At 36.7% G+C, this 18,734-nt stretch carries 13 protein-coding genes and 1 other annotated feature; of the genes, 4 read left to right on the top strand and 9 right to left on the bottom strand.

Annotated features, from left to right (window positions below; all coding sequences use genetic code 11):
* Window positions 1-114 precede the first annotated feature (114 nt).
* Window positions 115-1,149, top strand: a complete 1,035-nt coding sequence (locus CBF31_RS10420; RefSeq protein ID WP_126832756.1) for a M42 family metallopeptidase — start codon at window positions 115-117, stop codon at window positions 1,147-1,149.
* Between the two features lie 376 nt (window positions 1,150-1,525).
* Here the strand turns inward: CBF31_RS10420 and CBF31_RS10415 are convergent, their stop codons facing one another.
* The 4 genes from CBF31_RS10415 to CBF31_RS10400 form a co-directional block, all read right to left on the bottom strand.
* Window positions 1,526-3,271 carry an ABC transporter ATP-binding protein gene (locus CBF31_RS10415; protein WP_126832754.1) on the bottom strand — a complete coding sequence of 582 codons (1,746 nt, stop codon included), beginning with the start codon at window positions 3,269-3,271 and terminating at the stop codon, window positions 1,526-1,528.
* Window positions 3,272-3,365: 94 nt separating this feature from the next.
* The gene (locus tag CBF31_RS10410; protein WP_126832752.1) at window positions 3,366-4,808 is read right to left on the bottom strand and encodes an APC family permease; all 1,443 of its coding nucleotides are present in this window, start codon (window positions 4,806-4,808) and stop codon (window positions 3,366-3,368) included.
* 188 nt (window positions 4,809-4,996) lie between these two features.
* Entirely contained in the window at window positions 4,997-8,203 is a 3,207-nt protein-coding gene (locus CBF31_RS10405) for a DEAD/DEAH box helicase (RefSeq protein WP_126832750.1), read from the bottom strand.
* Window positions 8,204-8,321: 118 nt separating this feature from the next.
* Window positions 8,322-8,951: a lysophospholipid acyltransferase family protein gene (locus CBF31_RS10400; protein WP_126832748.1), complete on the bottom strand. Its 630-nt coding sequence runs from the start codon at window positions 8,949-8,951 to the stop codon at window positions 8,322-8,324.
* 126 nt (window positions 8,952-9,077) lie between these two features.
* Here CBF31_RS10400 and CBF31_RS10395 point away from each other — a divergent pair, with 126 nt between their 5' ends.
* The gene (locus CBF31_RS10395; RefSeq protein ID WP_126832745.1) at window positions 9,078-9,824 is read left to right on the top strand and encodes a tRNA1(Val) (adenine(37)-N6)-methyltransferase; all 747 of its coding nucleotides are present in this window, start codon (window positions 9,078-9,080) and stop codon (window positions 9,822-9,824) included.
* The gene (locus CBF31_RS10390; RefSeq protein ID WP_126832743.1) at window positions 9,817-10,083 is read left to right on the top strand and encodes a GIY-YIG nuclease family protein; all 267 of its coding nucleotides are present in this window, start codon (window positions 9,817-9,819) and stop codon (window positions 10,081-10,083) included. Before CBF31_RS10395 ends, CBF31_RS10390 begins: the two co-directional genes overlap by 8 nt.
* Before the next feature lie 51 nt (window positions 10,084-10,134).
* Here the strand turns inward: CBF31_RS10390 and CBF31_RS10385 are convergent, their stop codons facing one another.
* The 3 genes from CBF31_RS10385 to hisS form a co-directional block, all read right to left on the bottom strand.
* Window positions 10,135-11,013: a YitT family protein gene (locus CBF31_RS10385; RefSeq protein ID WP_126832741.1), complete on the bottom strand. Its 879-nt coding sequence runs from the start codon at window positions 11,011-11,013 to the stop codon at window positions 10,135-10,137.
* Between the two features lie 149 nt (window positions 11,014-11,162).
* Complete coding sequence (gene aspS / locus CBF31_RS10380; protein ID WP_126832739.1) at window positions 11,163-12,932, bottom strand: aspartate--tRNA ligase; 1,770 nt, start codon at window positions 12,930-12,932, stop codon at window positions 11,163-11,165.
* Window positions 12,933-12,956: 24 nt separating this feature from the next.
* Window positions 12,957-14,255 carry a histidine--tRNA ligase gene (hisS, locus tag CBF31_RS10375; RefSeq protein ID WP_126832737.1) on the bottom strand — a complete coding sequence of 433 codons (1,299 nt, stop codon included), beginning with the start codon at window positions 14,253-14,255 and terminating at the stop codon, window positions 12,957-12,959.
* 65 nt (window positions 14,256-14,320) lie between these two features.
* Window positions 14,321-14,524 (bottom strand) — a binding site (T-box leader).
* 165 nt (window positions 14,525-14,689) lie between these two features.
* Between hisS and CBF31_RS10370 the strand changes: the two genes are divergently transcribed.
* Entirely contained in the window at window positions 14,690-15,994 is a 1,305-nt protein-coding gene (locus CBF31_RS10370) for an N-acetylmuramoyl-L-alanine amidase family protein (protein ID WP_126832735.1), read from the top strand.
* A gap of 28 nt (window positions 15,995-16,022) precedes the next feature.
* Here CBF31_RS10370 and dtd read toward each other — a convergent pair whose 3' ends face one another.
* Window positions 16,023-16,469 (bottom strand): D-aminoacyl-tRNA deacylase, encoded by a 447-nt coding sequence (gene dtd, locus CBF31_RS10365; RefSeq protein ID WP_126832733.1) that lies wholly within the window; start codon window positions 16,467-16,469, stop codon window positions 16,023-16,025.
* A 12-nt stretch (window positions 16,470-16,481) separates the two neighbouring features.
* Entirely contained in the window at window positions 16,482-18,698 is a 2,217-nt protein-coding gene (locus CBF31_RS10360) for a RelA/SpoT family protein (RefSeq protein ID WP_126832731.1), read from the bottom strand.
* Window positions 18,699-18,734 lie beyond the last annotated feature (36 nt).

Below are 18,734 nucleotides of genomic sequence, written 5' to 3'. Positions count from 1 at the left end.
ACACTATATACCCCAGGGGGTATATAGTAAAGGCTTTTTTATAAGTTTTTAATTTCATTTCCTCAAATAATCCGTTATGATAAAACCATCAACTATAATTAGGAGTGTGATTTCATGAAGGAACGTACTATTGATTTGATTGCTAAATTAACAACTATCCCATCACCTACCGGGTGTACTGAAACTATTGTTCGTTACATCGCTAACGAATTAGAACAAGTGGGCTATTCGCCTAAACTCAATCGAAAAGGCAGTCTTATCCTAACTGTTCCAGGCGAAAACAATGCCGAACAACGGTTTATTACTGCTCATGTCGATACATTAGGCGCGATGGTTCGAGCAATCAAACCTGATGGCCGATTAAAATTAGATTTAATTGGTGGCTTTCGTTTTAATGCTATCGAAGGAGAGTACTGCACCATACACACACAATCTGGTGAAACCTATACCGGTACTATCTTGATGCATCAAACAAGCGTGCATGTTTACAAAGACGCAGGGACAGCTGAACGTAATCAAGATAATATGGAAGTTAGAATTGATGAGAAAGTAAAAGATGCTAATGATACACAAAATCTAGGCATTCAAATTGGTGATTTTATTAGCTTTGATCCTCGAACAACTGTGACACCCAACGGATTTATTAAATCTCGCCACTTAGATGACAAGGTGAGTGTTGCTATTCTGATACAATTCTTAAAAGACCTAGCAGAATCTGGTAATACCTTACCTCACACCACTCACTTCTTTTTCTCCAATAATGAAGAAATTGGCTATGGTGGGAACTCTAATATTCCTGAACAAGTCGTCGACTATTTAGCTGTCGATATGGGTGCGATGGGTGATGATCAACAAACTGATGAATATACTGTTTCTATTTGTGTGAAAGATGGCAGCGGACCTTATCATTTAGGACTTCGTAATCAACTTGTTCAACTTTGCAATGAAGAAAACATTCCTTATAAATTAGATATCTATCCTTATTACGGAAGTGATGCATCTGCGGCTATGAAAGCAGGTGCTGATGTCCGACACGGTCTTATAGGTGCAGGTATAGATGCTAGTCATGCCTATGAACGCACGCATCAAGATTCAATTGATGCTACTGAAAAATTGGTTGCTTATTATTTATATAGTCATTTAATTTAGAAAGTCTTAATAATTCCCTAATAACTTGGGCACATTTTTTTCACATTTTTCTTTTATTATAAAAGAGTACTAACAAAACAACCCTAACACTTTTTATTTACTCCTCCAAAGTAAATAAACCAAAGGACCTCTTAATAATTAAGAGGTCCTTTTTTATGAATTATTTTTAACATAAATAATTCATTGTTTTATATCGAGTTCATCACAATTTCGTCATATTTGAGGACTATTATATACCTATAGAAACAAAACAACCCTAACAAACAAAAACTTTTTTTCATTATTTACTCCTCCAAAGTAAATAAAATCTCCTGAACACCTCATCCCCTTGAGGTGTTTTTTTTATATTAAAAAAAGCGAGGCAATGCCTCCCTTTTTATTTAAACTGTGCTGAATAAAGTGTCTCGTAACGTCCAGCTTGCGCCATTAACTCTTGATGATTACCACTTTCTACAATCTGGCCTTTTTCCATTACTAAGATTGTATCTGCATGATGAATAGTCGATAACCTATGCGCAATCACTAACGCTGTTTTTTGTTCTAATAGTTCTTCCAACGATTGTTGAATAAATCGCTCTGACTCATTATCCAATGCTGCCGTGGCCTCATCTAAAATTAAAATCGGCGCATTCTTTAAAAATACTCTAGCAATTGCTAGACGTTGTTTTTGTCCACCGGATAACTTCATACCTCGTTCACCTATTTGCGTTTCTAATCCTTGAGGTAAATCTTCTACAAATTCTGTTAACCTTGCTGCATCAATTGCTTTTAAAAGGTCATCTTCACTTTTATCAAAAATACCATATGTAATATTATCTCTCACTGAACCGTCCATTAATTCAATGTCCTGAGATACAATTCCGATAGCTTGCCTTAATGACTCTATTTCAATTTCTTTTAAATCATGGTTATCAATTTTGATACTACCTGCGGTTGGATCATATAATCGTGATAATAAACGGGTCACCGTTGTTTTACCTGAACCCGATGACCCCACTAACGCAACCAATTTCCCTTTAGGAATAGTGAAATTCAAATCTGTTAAGACTTTATTCCCTTCTAAATAATGAAAGGAAACATTATCAAAAGTAATCCCTTTTTCTAAACGTTGAATTTCAACTGCATCATCTGTTGTAACAACTCTCGGTTCACTGTCATAAATATCCATAAGTCGCTCGTACGATACTAGCGCTTGTTGGAAACGACTAATCATTTGAGTCATTGAACGAATCGGATTTTGAAGAAGCTTCAGATAAGCTAAGTAGCTCATCATACTTCCCACCGTTAAGTCACCGTCAAAAATCTTAAGCGTCCCGTAGGTCAAAACAATCGCTACACCTAAGAAATTAACTAAATCCATCGAGGGCGAAAATAAAGCCTGTGTTTTTGTTGCTTGCAACTGATTGCTCTTAACTTCTTCATTAACCTCTTTCAATCGCTCTTCTTCAAATGGTTCTGTTGCAGAATTTTTAATCATTAAAATAGAAGTTAATGTCATTTGTAAATGATTATTAAAGCGAGCAGACGACTCTCTCACTTTCCTAAAATTAGCTTTCATGCGCTTACTAAAGAAATCATTCACGACATACAACATTGGAAAAGTCACAGCAATCATCAGACTTAATTTCCAATCTGTATAAAATAAAAAGCCGAGAACTAACGTAAAGGTTACAATATTACTAATAATTTTTAAGGTGCTTGGCGAGATTAAATCTTGAATCGTTCTAACATCACTTGTTAAACGGGTCATTAAATCACCAGTCTTTTGTGTTTCAAAATACGTTAAATCTTGCTCTAGCACATGCCCATATAAATCTTGTTTCAACTCAGCTACTGCTTCTTGACTGATTTTACTCATCAAGTAAGTCGAAATATAAGATAGAATATTAAGTGACACAGTTAAAAAACCTAACCAAAAGATCGCTTGAAATAGCAGACTTTTTGATTTCGCAGGAATAATATCATCAATAATAGTCTGCGTTACTTGTGGAATACTGAATTCAACTAATGCGATTAGCACTAGCGCTACGAGACTCACAAGAATCACTTTCCATTCTTTATAAACCTTCTTAAAAACAAAAGATAACATGTCAATAACTGAACTTTCTTTCTTACTTTGCATAAATACCCCCTTTAAATATCATATAATCATACCTTTTTTTGACCGATAACGCAAAAGAGCCCTCATTTTAAGAGGACTCTTTTAAAATTCTTTATCATTTTATTTGTTCTTTCTTACGCTCCCTGCTCGCTAACCAAGGCATTACACCACCCAAACCAATTAAAACAGTTGGAGCTAAAATATTAATCGCTAAAGTATACTTCCACTCAAATGTACTTGGATCTCCCTGAGGAATCATCCCAAAGATACTTGCAGCAAAGGTTATCGCTAGACACCAAAAACCAACTAAGTAAGCAATCTTATCATTTTTAATGAAGACATACTCCGCTTTATACTTCTGACTATTTTTACGAATTTGCATAAATGCATAAAAAATCCAACATGTTACAAATGGTGAAATAATCCCATTTAGCTGTAACAGCCAATCAAAAATTAAATTAATATTTTTCAAACCAAAAATCGGTAAAATTAAGATAAAGGCTGATAATCCTGCTGTTAAAAGATACCCATTAACTGGTAAGCCACGTTCATTCTTTTTAAGCAAAGCTTTTGGCATGTATTTTTCACCTGTATCTGAAATCAGCATACGCGTCATAGCATCTAACAATACGGCTAAAAGAGCACTCATATACGTCACGCTAATAAGAGCATATAAGTACATTAAAATTTTCCCTAGACCATAACGTTCACCTAATGCTAGGAAGGCATAATAAGACCCATTCATTTTTAAATCATGTGGTAAATTATTAGCATCAAAGAAAATGCCTAGCGAAAATGACCCGAAAATTGTTAAGACAGCTGCCATTATCGTTAAGAAAATCATAGCTTTCGGAAATTCTTTAGCCGGTTTTTTCATACGAGTTACGTAAGGTGCCACTAGCTCGCTACCATTAATCGCATAAATTAATAACGCAATGGTCGTCAGGTAATGTAAATTAAATTTTGGTACAAACGTACGTAATTCTATTGGCTGTGTTGCCATTTTTGTTCCTGGCATCAATAATGAAGCTAACGCCATCACGATAAATAAAATACACATGATAAACATTGCCGCCCCGCCGATAGTCCCTAATATCTCTAGCAGATTTTTAACTTTTAATTGGATAAAAACAAAAATAACGAAAACAACAAACGTCAATAGAGCAAACTTAGACGTTGTTAGCTGGTCTGCCAAGCTATTATCGCCATTAATCATCCAACCAATACCGACTACTACCGCATTAGCTGATTCCACAACATAAGGTACCATAGCGGCCCAGTACGTCCATGCTGTAAAATACCCCCACGCATCGCCTTTAGTCCCGCGCAACCACGAACTAAGTCCTCCACCTTCTTTATTAAATGTCGAACCAAGCTGTCCTACCATTAGTGAATAAGGAATCATATATAATGACAGTAAAATAATCCATGATGTGATAACACCTAGTCCTTGATTTTTAAAATTATAAATTAAATCATCAAATCCGATAACTGTTGAAAAAGCCATAAATGCTAAGACAGGCCAACTAATATATTTTTTATTCTCTATTTCTCCCATAATATCCTCCACTTTCTTTTATCCCTTTTTAGCAATAAAAGAAGAGGGTGGCTTATTGCGGTCACTATTAAAAAGTACCATCCAATCCTCCTAACACATTAAATCCTTTCTTATTATAATGAATCTCCGAATTAATTACCATGCTCTTTTTCACTTCTACCTAACAAAAAAACAGTCCGACAAAATGTCTAGACTGTTTCACTGCCAATCGTTAGGATTTCACGAATATCTGTTTCCGTTAACTTCCCTAATTGTTCTTCTGTTGTAGCTGACATTAATTGGTCAAACAAGGCACGCTTATCATTTTGAAGTTTATGCATCTTCTCTTCGATGGTTCCTTCTGCAATCAAACGCCATACTTCAACGACTTTCTTCTGACCCATACGATGGGCACGTCCTGCTGCTTGTTCTTCCACAGCTGGATTCCACCATAAATCATATAAAATAACAGTATCTGCTCCAGTTAAGTTTAAACCAGTTCCACCCGCTTTTAACGAAATTAGAAAGACATCCTTCTCGCCCTCATTAAACGCATCAACCATTTCCATGCGTTGTTTAGGTTTCGTGCTCCCTCTTAAATAGAAACTGTCAATACCTAAAGTATCCAATTCTTCCTCAATCAAACTCAACATTCCTGTAAATTGAGAGAATAATAAAATACGACGTCCATTCGCTTTAGCTGACACAATCAAATCTTTCACTTGCTCTAATTTACCCGAACCACCCTCGTAGTCCTCTAAGAATAGACGTGGGTCGCAACAAATCTGACGCAAACGAGTCAGACCTGACAAGATAGTAAGATGATTCTTTTTAAAGTCAGCTGAGCTCATCGATTGAACGGATTCTTGCATTTGGCGTAAGTAAGCCAGATACGTTGTTTTTTGTTCCGTTGTTAAATTACTATATAAGTTAGATTCAATTTTTTCTGGTAAATCACTTAACACTTGTGATTTCTCACGTCTTAAAATAAACGGTTGAATCATTTGTGCGATCTCATCAACTGACAACTTATTAAATTTAGCTTTTGCTGGGAAAAATCCTGGCATCACTATATGGAATAATGCCCATAATTCTTCTAAATTATTTTCAATCGGTGTCCCACTTAGCGCAAAGCGTTGAACTGTTGTTAATTTTTTCATCGCCTGGAATGTTTTTGTTCCCGAATTTTTTAACATTTGTGCCTCATCAAGAATCAAGGCATTGATTGCTATTTTTTCGTAATGCTCGGAATCTTGGCGTAATGTCGCATACGATGTTATCAATACATCATAGTCTGTAGCATGTTCTAAAATAGCTTGACGCTCATCTTGCGTGCCATTCACAATAGCCACCGCTAAACTCGGTGCAAATTTCTCGCACTCTATCTTCCAGTTATAAATCAAACTGGCAGGTGCTACTACAACAGATGGTCCTTCATGTGCTGATGCTTTTTCAGATAATAAATAGGCAATGGTCTGAACTGTCTTACCTAATCCCATATCATCTGCTAAAATCCCACCAAACTGGTAACGACTTAGCATTTTAAGCCAACGATAACCTGTTAACTGATAATCACGTAATGTCGCTTGAAGGCCCACCGGCACCTCATCCGTTAGTGAATCGAGTTGTGTCAAATTCTTAACCATCTCTTCAAAACCAGTACTATAACTCACATCGGAAACGCTAGATAAAGCGGACTCAATCTGTAACCCTTTGTATTTTGGAACTAGTACTTGTCCTTCTTTAAAGGTCATCACATGACGCAACTGTTTCAATGCCTCACTTGTTTGATAAAATCCCTCTGATTCTAATGACAATAATTGCCCATTTGGAAATTGATGAAATGGCTTCTTCTCAACAAGACTAACTAATAAATCCGCAACATCTTCGTCAGCAATAGATGAAATATCAAAATCGACATCAAACCATGATCCTTCCTCTTTGACCGTCACTTTCGGTTGATGTTGGGCCGCTTCTAGATATAAACTGCTCACTTCGTCGGTTAATTCGACCTCTGCCACTTCACGTAACAATGGCAATTCTCTTGTAAAGAATTGATAAAGTGCTTCCGATTCTGGTAATGACTTAATAAATTGCTCGCCACGATTCAAGTAATTAAAATGCTCAAGAACTGCTAAAACTTGTTGTTCTTGCTGCTGATTTCGTACAATTGTTTGCGTATTTTTATCATCTTTTACTGGACTAGCTCCATGAAAAATAGTTTCACCATATTGAAATAAGGGTGCTACTGTAAGCATGTTATCCATTAAAGAAAAATGTAATTTAGGCTCAAGCGGTAATCGGACTAGCTCTGTTTCCACTGATTCAGCCACACGTATCTCGCCAATTAAGCTCAACTGAGGAATCACATAAGTAAATAAGTCTGATATTTCATCTGGACCATAAAAAACTTCTGGTCTCTCTGCACGTTTTAGTAATTGTGTCACTGTAATGTAGACCTCTTGTTGCATAGCATTTAACTCATACAAGTTTCCGTCTACTAAGAGCCAATTGTATTTCTCCCAAAAATAATGACCTTCTGTGTCCAATAACATCGTGTAGCCTTTACCGTCAGGAATAATCTGAACATGAAGTGGCGGTTTATCTGTGATGATAGGTAAGTTAGAGTATACTTTTTTAGCCACCATAAAAGATAAGCGCTCATTAAAGCGAGGCTGATGCATCCATTCTTTTAACCGCTGAGGTGTTACGATTAAATAACGTTTTTTCAAGCTCCCTTTCACAGGTACACCTTGACCCGCTACTAACAAGCCACCTTGATAAACTTGAACCAATTCATCTAATACATTCAAATCACTTTCACTAAAGTTTGAACGTAACAATGATGCCGTGTATTTTTCATTAACCTCGTACAATTCTTGTTTATAAAAAGCAGTTAAGAAATCTCCTACATTTTTTACGACATAAGCTCTACCACCATCAATTGAAATTTTTAACGTCATTGCCCAAACGGCTCTTTCAGGGTGATAGGTTGACACATCCACACTTTCTACAATAAAAGTCATCTCAAGTGGTGTGACCTCTTCAAAGAAGTGACGTGTTGCTTGCTCTTGAAGTTTAGAAAAACTATCCGTAAACAACGTCGATAAGGTTGGTGTTTTATAGGTAGTTTTTAAACTAGGATTCTGTTTTAATACTCGATTAAGTGACTGGTCTCTTAACGTCAACTCTACTGCTACCGTGTGTTTACAGTAGTTATTTTTTTGCCAAAATGAGCAATTGCAAACATCTTCTTCCTTAGGCGTGCCATCTAAGACAACTTTATAAAGTTGAGAACCCAATACATCCGCATGCCAAACTTGCTGCGTTAAATCTTGAGTAATATTCGTAACACGCCCTTCATCAGCGTACGCGCGGCCAAGTTTGACAATTTTTTCTGGAATACTCCATTTCATGATGCGGTCTCTCCTTTTTCAGTTCAATTTACTGCTTCCCACCATTATAACAAATTTATAGATGTTATATAAGTTTATTACACTTCCATACAAAATAAAAAGAACCAACTGGGCTCAGTTAGCTCTTTTTATTTTTAGGAATGTAAACAAAATCTGGGTTAACTTCCTTATCTAATTGCTCAAAAGCTGTCATCATACGACGCTCAACTTCTTGAATTCCCTCTTGATTCATTTTAGGTATATCTGTAATGTAAATCGGGTCGCCAAAACGAACGGTGACTTTTTTACGTTTAAATAGACCTCCTAATGTTACGGGCCCTTGATATACGGCTGGCACAATGGGAACTTTCGCCATCTTAGCAATTAAAGCCGCGCCACCTTTCAACTCATCAGAATGACGTGTTCCACTTGGAAACATAATCAAACTTAAATCAGAATTTTTTAATGACTTCACAGGTGTTTTAATAACACTTGGTCCAGGATTATCACGTTTCACTGGGAAGGCATGTGCTTTTGTTAATATAAAGCGAAGAATTGGATTTTTGAATAACTCTTCTTTTGCCATAAAACTAAATTCTTTAGGGGATGCTGCTAACGCTAAATAAATCGGGTCCCACCATGTTCTATGTGGTGCCACTAAAATATAATTGGTATCTTCAGGTAATTTTTCACGTTGTTCATAACTCGCACGGCCATTAATAATAAACACAATCACACGTGCAACTTGTCGGATAAATCGAAAGAACATTTTTTTCGCCTCACTTTTCATTTTCCCTCATAGTATGCCGAATATTTGACTATCTTGCAAGTTTTTTCTTTTTTTCAGACTGCATGCTATAATGTTTAAGATTATAACACAAAGGAGTCTCACACTATGACTGACTTATTGCAACCCAACGAACGCATCGACCAGCTCTATGCGAACGATATTCAAATTATTCAAAGCCATGAGGTTTTTTCTTTTTCAATAGATGCCGTCCTACTGGCAAATTTCGCTAGTATTCCAAAACGCGGGACCATTGTCGATTTATGTGCGGGAAATGGAGCAGTCGGACTTTTCTTAAGTGCTAGGACACAAGCCTCTATCACTGGGATAGAATTGCAAGACCGTTTAGCTGATATGGGTCGCCGCAGTATTCAACTGAATAAACTTGAGGACCAAATGCAGCTTTTGACACTAGACCTGAATGATGTAACGACCTCTATAAAAAAAGATTCAGTCGACTTTATCGTCTGTAATCCTCCTTATTTTAAAGAACTTCCGACTAATAAAACTAATCCCAATCCTTACCTTGCAGCAGCACGTCATGAAATTCATGCGACATTAGATGATGTCATTAAGCAATCAGCCGGGCTTTTAAAATTTAATGGGAAACTGGCAATGGTTCACAGACCTGAACGTTTTTTAGATATTGTTGAGACGATGAAAAAATATAATATCATGCCCAAGCGTGTTCAATTCGTTTACCCCAAACCTGGAAAAGAAGCGAATGTCGTTTTAGTTGAAGGGATTAGGCAAGGGAAACCTGATGGCTTAAAAATATTACCGCCACTAACCATCTATGATGAAGAAGGTAACTATCAACCTGAAGCGAAAGGAATGTTATACGGGAATGACTGAAACTAAAAAACATTACTTCTACGTTCTTCACTGCGCAGACGATACCTTTTACGGTGGCTATACCACTGAACCCGAACGACGACTAAAAGAACACAATGACGGTGTCGGGGCTAAATATACACGTATCAAACGACGTCACCCTATGCGTATGATTTACACAGAAGCTTTTGAAACAAGAAGCGAAGCAACGCGTGCAGAGTATGCTTTTAAACAATTAGCGCGTCATGAAAAAGAAAAGTTTTTAAAAAAATACCTCTAGCAAAAAAGACTACTACGCCACTAGCTAGCGTAATAGTCTTTTTATTATCTATTAGTCCATTCCTGGGTCATAAAAGTTTCCAAGAATTTTAACATTATCGGCAATACTCACAAAAGCAGCTGGGTCTGCAGCTTCCATCGCTTCCTCTAATGTATGCATTTCATAACGGGTAATGACAGTGAAGAGAATTGTTTTTTTATCGTGCTTAAAAGCACCCTCAGCATCATGGATAATCGTAATTCCACGACGTAAACGGTCTTGAACTTCATCGATTACCGTATCTGGCTTATTCGTAATAATCATGACTTGCATTTTTTGTTGCTTCGTGAAGACAATATCTGTCACTTTCCCTGTTACAAATATTGAAAGTAAGCTGTAAAACGCGTATTTCCAACCGAATAAATAACCTGCTGTAAAAGCAATCATCCCATTTAAGATGGTATTAATCGCCCCCACATTACGCCCAGTCGCTTGGCGGATACTGATACTAATGATATCCAGTCCACCTGAGGAAATTCCATTTTTAAGAGCAAACCCAATGGCAAATCCATTAATCGCTCCACCAAAAATCGCACAGATAATCGGATCTGTTGTTAAAGTTGTCACTGGGACTAATTGAATCGCGATTGTCGCTAATGACACACTGATGAAAGTAAAAATAGTAAACTTCTTATTAATCTTACGCCACGCTAAAATAAATAGCGGAATGTTGAGTGAATAGTAGATAAGTGATACTGGTGGTTTAAATCCTAATGATTTTTCCAATACAGTTGTTAAAATTTGGGCTATACCTGTTACCCCACTTGCATAAATGTTTCCCGGTTGCCAGAAAAGATTCAAGGCGATGGCTGCTAAGATAGCATAGATAATCGCGACGGACCCTTTCGTCGTGTACTCATAATTTGATAACTTCTTCTGGAATTCTTTCATCGTCTAATGATTCTCTCCTCAGTCAATTTAATTATTACCATTATACGACTATACCAAATACAAAGAAAGGGTAAAGCCTAAGCTTTACCCTATTTTAATCTATTCTATTAGATTCTCATTCTGTTTTCTGAAACTTCTCATAAAACAGATTATTTTTCGCTGCTATCTACTAATAAACTTAGATCTGCTAATTGTTGGTCTGATACTTGACCAGGTGCTTCGTTCATTGGGTCAATTGCTTTACTATTTTTAGGGAAAGCAATAACTTCACGAATATTATCTTTACCAGCAAGCAACATTGCAAGACGGTCTAGACCTAGTGCAATACCGCCATGTGGTGGGAAACCGTAATCTAACGCTTCTAATAAGAAACCAAATTGTTCTTCTGCAGATTCTTTTGTAAATCCTAATACTTCAAACATTTTTTCTTGAACTTCACGAGTATGAATACGTGTTGAACCGCCACCTAATTCATAACCATTTAAAACGATATCATACGCTTCTGCGTAAACTTTTGAAGGGTCTGTATCAAGTAATGGTAAGTCACTTGTTTTTGGCATTGTGAACGGATGATGCGCTGATGTATAACGTCCCGCTTCTTCATCGTACTCAAGTAATGGCCAATCTACTACCCATAGGAAATTGAATTTAGACTCGTCAATTAAGCCTAACTCTTTACCTAAATTATTACGAAGAGCGCCTAAAGCAGCCGCTACAACTTCTGGTTTATCTGCAGCAAACATAATTAAATCGCCTGCTTCAGCTTTTGTTGCACTAATTAATGCGTCTTCATGTCCTACCATAAATTTAGCGATTGGTCCTTTTAGACCTTCCTCATCAACTTTTAACCAAGCTAATCCTTTCGCACCGTATTGACCAACGAATTCTCCTAATTTATCCATATCTTTACGTGAATAATTATCAGCAGCACCTTTAGCCACGATTGCTTTGACTTGTCCGTCATTTTCTAAAGCCATTTGGAAGACTTTAAATTCAACAGGTTTTACTGTTTCGCTTAAATCAATTAACTCCATTTCAAAACGTGTATCGGGTTTGTCGTTACCATAACGTGCCATAGACTCATCGTAGCTAATACGAGGGAACGGTAGCGTAACATCAATCCCTTTAACATCCTTCATAACTTTAGCAACAAGTTGCTCTGTATGATCTTGGATTTCTTCTGGTGTTAAGAAACTTGTTTCAATATCAATTTGTGTGAATTCAGGTTGACGGTCACCACGTAAATCTTCATCACGGAAGCAACGAACGATTTGATAATAACGATCAAAACCAGCACCCATTAATAACTGTTTCGTGATTTGTGGCGATTGAGGTAGAGCATAAAAATGACCTTCTTGGATACGTGATGGTACTAAGTAATCACGTGCGCCTTCTGGTGTAGATTTATTTAAGTAAGGTGTCTCTACATCAATAAAGTCTTCACCATCAAGATATGAACGGACTGATTTAGTAATCGCATGACGTAAACGGAAGTTACCTAACATTTCAGGACGACGTAAGTCTAAATAACGGTATTTAAGACGTAAATCATCATTGACTTGATCCGCTTCATCAATTAAGAATGGTGTTTGTTTCGCCGCATTTAAAATCGTAATTTCTGAGGCAATCACTTCGATTTCACCTGTTGCCATATTTGGATTAATAGCAGAACCTTCACGCGCTGCCACTGTTCCTTTAATTTCGATAACATATTCTGAACGACATGTATCTGCTGTTTCCCATGCCTCTTTATTTGTCTCTGGGTTAAATACGATTTGGACGAAACCACTGCGGTCACGTAAATCGATAAAAATTAAATTACCTAAATCACGACGTTTTTTAACCCAACCTTTTAATGTTACCTCTTGGCCTAATTGAGCTTTAGATACCTCGCCACAATAATTTGTTCTCTTTGTCATAATTGAAAACCTCTCTCTTTTAAATTAGTTGATTGATGCTAATAATTCCTCATATACTTTTGTAAAATCACTATAAATATCTGTTAAGGCTACGGACACTTCTTGGCCTGTTGCCATATGTTTCATGTTTACTTTACCTTCTGCTAATTCATTTTCACCAATCGTTAAAGCCACAGTAGCATTTAATTTATTAGCTGATTTGAATTGTGCTTTCACTTTGCGGTTCATAAAGTCACGCTCTGCGATAAAACCAGATTGGCGAATCGCTTGAACTAATTTTAACGCTTCACTATTTGTTTTTTCACCTAACGCCACCACATAAGCGTCAACTTTATCTTCTACAGGAACCTCAATTCCCTCTGCTTCAAGCGTAATTAGCGTACGTTCAGCACCTAATGCAAAACCAAATCCTGGTGTTGCTGGTCCACCTAACTCTTCAACTAATCCATCATAACGGCCACCGGCACAAATGGTTGTAATCGCACCACCAAAACCTGGGGCATCACTCATAATCTCAAAAATAGTATGATTATAATAATCTAAACCACGAACCATACGGTGATCAATTTCATACGGAACTTCTAATGCCTCAAGCATATCTGTCACTTGTTTAAAGAACGCTGCTGATTCATCGCTTAAATAATCTAAAATAGAAGGGGCATTTTCTACAATTACTTTATCTTTTCTATCTTTGCTATCAAGTACACGTAAAGGATTATCATGTAGACGTTTTTTAGAGTCTTCACTTAATTCTTCAAAGTGTGGCTCTAAATAATCGATCAACGCTTGACGATAGGTTTGACGATCCTCTTTTGAACCTAATGAATTAATAACTAGACGCAAGTGTTTAATTCCTAAATCTTTATAAAAGCTCATTGCCATCATAATCGTTTCAACGTCTGTAGCTGGATTGCTACTACCAAATACCTCTACACCAATTTGGTGGAACTGACGGAAACGCCCCGCTTGAGGACGTTCATAACGGAACATCGGTCCCATATAATAGGTTTTATACGGTTTTTGGAATTCAGGTCCAAATAATTTATTCTCTACAAATGCACGAACTACTGGTGCTGTCCCTTCAGGACGAAGCGTAACGTGACGATCTCCCTTATCTTTAAAATCATACATTTCTTTCGAGACGATATCTGTTGTCCCTCCAACACTACGCGAAATTACTTCATAATGTTCAAAGATTGGTGTCCGTGTTTCATGACAGTCATATGTTTTAAAAATGCGACGTGCCGCTTCCTCAATATATTGCCACTTCTCTACTGTCCCTGGTAAAATATCTGCTGTTCCTTTTGGTTTTTGATATCTCATCTATAATCCCTCTTTCTCTTATACACTCATAAAAAACAAAAAAATCCCTGCTTATCGTGTCGATAAACAAGGACGAATGATGTCATACGTGGTACCACCTAGTTTGAAAGATTACTCTTTCCACTTTGACGATTATCGCTCGCACACGAAGTAGCTCTCACTACTCTATCTCAGAAGGGTCCTTCACACGCTCTTTTATAATTACTTTCAGCCTAGGTAATTTTCTCTTTGATAAAAAATCTTGCTACTCTCTTCGTCATCGACTTATTATATACTACCTAAAAATACTAAAAAAATGCCGATAAGTCAAGCCTACATCACTTCAAAATAATCATAAATCATGCCTATTTTAGATTTATAACCGACAAAACTACATTAAACAAGATTTATTTGATATAATAGTACCGTTAATAAATTAAAAATGAGGACCTATAATGAAAGCTAAGAAAAAACAATGGAAGATCTATCTCCTGTTTTTACTTGCTACAGCCATTTTGACTGTTAGTTTTGTCGTGACTATTCGTTTGGCCATCGCTGATTTAAACCCTAAACGTGATGTTGTTATCACAGGTAATAAAGCAGTTATTCGCATGGAGCCAGACTTAAACTCTACTAAGATTACAAATAAAAAAATGGGAGATACCGTTAAAATTACAAACCGTAAAAAAGACTGGTATCGCGTAAAAGTAGGCAAGAAGAAATATGGATGGTTACCTGTTACTGAAACCAATCGTGGACAAATCAATCACAGTACTAATATAAAAGCACTCGCAAAAAAAGATAAAGTTAAAATCAAACTAAAACCGGATACAGATAGTTTAACTGTCGGAACTCTATCGGAAAAAGAAGCTATCACTATTACTGCACAATTAGCTGAATGGTCTCAAATTTCAACAGAAAAAGTAGAAGGATGGGTCTTGACCTCTTCTCTACGTCAACTGTCAAAACCAGATAAGAATGAAACTGTATCGACTAATGTTTACGTTAGACAAAAAACAACCTCTCTATACTCTGAACCTAAAGAGTCAAGCAAAGTTGTATCTAAACTATTTTACAATGATGAATTAATTTATTTATCACGCCAAAATGGTTGGTATAAAGTATTAACGAATAAAGATAAAATTGGATACATTCCTAATTGGGTTGTTAATTTTACTAAACCTAATAAAAAACACCCCTACCTTATCAATCCAATTATTGGTAAAACAATCATGCTTGACCCAGGACATGGTGGTGACGACGCTGGAGCTTTAAGTAACGACGAGATCGTCTATGAAAAAACTGTCACACTCGCTTCTGCACGTTATGTTAAAAAAGCACTTGAGAAAAAAGGGGCTCACGTTATCCTGACACGCACTAACGATACAACATTACCATTAGATGATATTACAAAAAAAGAAAACTCTTTAGACGTTGATGTCTTCATCAGTTTCCACTACGATTCGACAGAATATAGTAATCAAGCCTCTGGGTTCACTACGTATTACTATAACCCAAATGATCAGCTACTAGCACAATCTGTCAGTGACGAGCTAGGAAAAGAATTGCCTCTTCCTAACCGTGGCACTGAATTTGGTGATTATATGGTTATTCGTGAAAGTACAACCTCTGCTCTGTTACTAGAGCTTGGCTATATGAACAACGACTTCGATAAAGAGCATTTTATTAAAAAATCTTATCAGAAAAAAGTAGCTAAGGCTGTAGCAGATGGGCTTTACAATTATTTCGAAAATCATTAAAAAAAGCTAGTCCGTTATGGACTAGCTTTTATTTGTTTTCTGTATCTAAAATAATAGTTGTAGGGCCATCATTTACTAATGCGACTTGCATATCCGCACCAAACTCGCCCTCTAGCACTTTCAATCCTTCAGCACGTAATTTTTCATTAAAGTAATCATATAGTGCTGTCGCTTCATCTGGTCTTGCCGCTTCGATAAAGCTTGGACGATTCCCTTTACGCGTATTCGCTAATAACGTAAATTGTGATACGGATAAAATATCACCGCCAACATCTTGAATTCCTAAATTCATTTTGCCTTCTTCATCTTCAAAGATACGCATTTTACTAATTTTATTAGCCAAATAATCTGCGTCTGCTTCTGTATCACCTGTTTTAACCCCTACTAATAACATGAAGCCTTGTTTAATTTCCGATACGACTTTCTCTTCAATTGTAACACTTGCTGATGTTACTTTTTGTAAAACTACTTTCACTTGTATTCCTCCTTAACCATTCGTTCGGCGTACACTATGCACATCTGGAATGCTCTTAATTTTATCAACAATACGCTCTAAATGAGCTAAGTTTTTAATTTTTACAGTCAGTTGAATCACTGCCATTTTATTTTTAATTGGTTTAGCTTCTACACTAATCAGATGCTTCGTTGTGGCATTAACCACTTGAAGAACATCATTTAGTAGACCCGCACGATCAAAAGCAAATACTTCTAAATCAGCATGATACTCTGTATTATTTTCAGCAGCAGTATCTTCCCATTCTACCTCAATCAAACGGCACTCTGCTTCTTCATTGTTTACAATATTCGGACAGTCTGAACGGTGAATCGAAATCCCACGTCCTTTTGTAATATATCCAACAATTCCATCTCCTGGAACCGGATTACAACAACGGCTAATACGAATAAGTAAATTTTCAACGCCTTGGATAACAATCCCATCTTCATGACGCACTTTAATTTTATCGTTCTCTTTTTTACCACCATTAGCGATAATATCATCGACTTCTTGTTGCTTGCGCTCTTGATCTTGAAGTTCGCGTTCTTCTTCAGTCAATCGATTCGCTGCAATAATCGGTGTAATTTCTCCAAAACCAATAGCTGCGTAAAAATCATCTTCTGTTTGAACATTAAGACGTTCCGCTGCTTCAGCTAATTTAGCTTTTGTTAGAATATCTTTTGGTTTAAAATTCATGCTAATCAATTGTTTTTCTAAAGCTTCTTTTCCTTTAATCACTGTCGCTTCACGGTCCTGTGATTTAAAGAATCGTTTAATTTTATTACGCGCTCGAGATGTCGCTACCATTTTTATCCAATCACGACTTGGTCCAAATGAGTTACTTGATGTTAAAACTTCCAAAATATCGCCATTTCTCAGCTTATAATCAAGTGGAACCATCTTTCCATTAACTTTAGCTCCTGTTGTCTTATTCCCTACTTCAGTGTGAATATTATAGGCAAAATCAAGTGGAACAGACCCTTTAGGAAGTTCTGTAACGTCCCCTTTAGGAGTGAAGACATAAACTTTATCACTAAAGATATCGCCTTTGACCCCTTCCATAAATTCGGCAGCATCATAACTTTCATCTTGAAGCTCGATAATTTCATGGAACCAACTTAATTGTTTAGACTCTTGGTCTTCTTCTTGTTTATCTGTCTTACCTTCTTTATAAGCCCAATGAGCCGCAACCCCATACTCGGCAATTTGATGCATCTCTTGGGTGCGAATTTGCACCTCAACTGGTTTCCCTTGAGGTCCAATTACCGTCGTATGAAGCGATTGATACATGTTGGCTTTCGGCATTGCAATATAGTCTTTAAAACGGCCCGGCATTGGTTTCCACTGCGTATGAATGGCTCCTAAAACAGCGTAACAATCTTTAATTGTATCGACCACTACCCTAATAGCTAGTAAATCGTAAATTTCTTCAAATTCTTTTTTCTTATTTTTCATCTTTAAATAGATAGAATAAATATGTTTAGGACGACCATAAATCTCACCCGTTATTCCCAAATCATCAATAGACTCTTTAATATCAGAAACAGTTTTTTCAATGTAAACCTCACGTTCACCTCGTTTAGAATCCATCAAATTAACGATACGATAATATTGATTTGGGTTTAAATAGCGTAAAGAGGTATCTTCAAGCTCCCATTTAATTTTACTAATACCTAAACGATGTGCAAGAGGGGCATATATTTCTAACGTTTCATTTGAAATACGACGTTGTTTATCTTCACGTAAATGCTTCAACGTTCTCATATTATGTAAACGGTCAGCAAGTTTCACCATAATCACACGTAAGTCTTGCGCCATTGCTAATAGCATTTTACGATGATTCTCTGCCAATTGTTCTTCGTGTGATTTATATTTAATTTTTCCAAGTTTGGTTACACCATCAACCAGCATTGCCACATCTGGGCCAAATTCTTTGGCTAAATCTTCCAGTGTTACATCTGTATCTTCCACAACGTCATGCAAAAAACCTGTTGCTACAGTATGCGGGTCCATTTTCAAGTTAGCTAAAATTCCAGCAACTTGAATAGGATGAATTATATAAGCTTCTCCTGATTTTCTAAATTGATGCTGATGAGCTTCTGTGGCAAAACAACATGCCTTCTCCACAAAAGCCACATTTGCACTACTCATATAGCCTGATACCATTTCAATGACATCTGCTCCACTATATATTACTTCTTTTGGCATGTGTCTCACTCCTTTTAGTAAGTTATCTATCAAACT

Source organism: Vagococcus fessus (assembly GCF_003987565.1).
Classification (GTDB): domain Bacteria; phylum Bacillota; class Bacilli; order Lactobacillales; family Vagococcaceae; genus Vagococcus_D; species Vagococcus_D fessus.
The sequence above is the reverse complement of the archived record's forward strand: the minus strand, read 5'-3'. Positions and strand labels throughout refer to the sequence as shown.

Bases quoted from the DNA above. Each gene is read 5' to 3' on its own strand.
- CBF31_RS10360 (WP_126832731.1), bottom strand. From the start codon at position 18,698: ATGCCAAAAGAAGTAATATATAGTGGAGCAGATGTCATTGAAATGGTA.
- hisS (WP_126832737.1), bottom strand. From the start codon at position 14,255: ATGAGATATCAAAAACCAAAAGGAACAGCAGATATTTTACCAGGGACA.
- CBF31_RS10385 (WP_126832741.1), bottom strand. From the start codon at position 11,013: ATGAAAGAATTCCAGAAGAAGTTATCAAATTATGAGTACACGACGAAA.
- CBF31_RS10410 (WP_126832752.1), bottom strand. From the start codon at position 4,808: ATGGGAGAAATAGAGAATAAAAAATATATTAGTTGGCCTGTCTTAGCA.
- CBF31_RS10400 (WP_126832748.1), bottom strand. From the start codon at position 8,951: ATGTTCTTTCGATTTATCCGACAAGTTGCACGTGTGATTGTGTTTATT.
- CBF31_RS10395 (WP_126832745.1), top strand. From the start codon at position 9,078: ATGACTGACTTATTGCAACCCAACGAACGCATCGACCAGCTCTATGCG.
- CBF31_RS10415 (WP_126832754.1), bottom strand. From the start codon at position 3,271: ATGCAAAGTAAGAAAGAAAGTTCAGTTATTGACATGTTATCTTTTGTT.
- CBF31_RS10390 (WP_126832743.1), top strand. From the start codon at position 9,817: ATGACTGAAACTAAAAAACATTACTTCTACGTTCTTCACTGCGCAGAC.
- CBF31_RS10420 (WP_126832756.1), top strand. From the start codon at position 115: ATGAAGGAACGTACTATTGATTTGATTGCTAAATTAACAACTATCCCA.
- CBF31_RS10370 (WP_126832735.1), top strand. From the start codon at position 14,690: ATGAAAGCTAAGAAAAAACAATGGAAGATCTATCTCCTGTTTTTACTT.
- CBF31_RS10405 (WP_126832750.1), bottom strand. From the start codon at position 8,203: ATGAAATGGAGTATTCCAGAAAAAATTGTCAAACTTGGCCGCGCGTAC.
- aspS (WP_126832739.1), bottom strand. From the start codon at position 12,932: ATGACAAAGAGAACAAATTATTGTGGCGAGGTATCTAAAGCTCAATTA.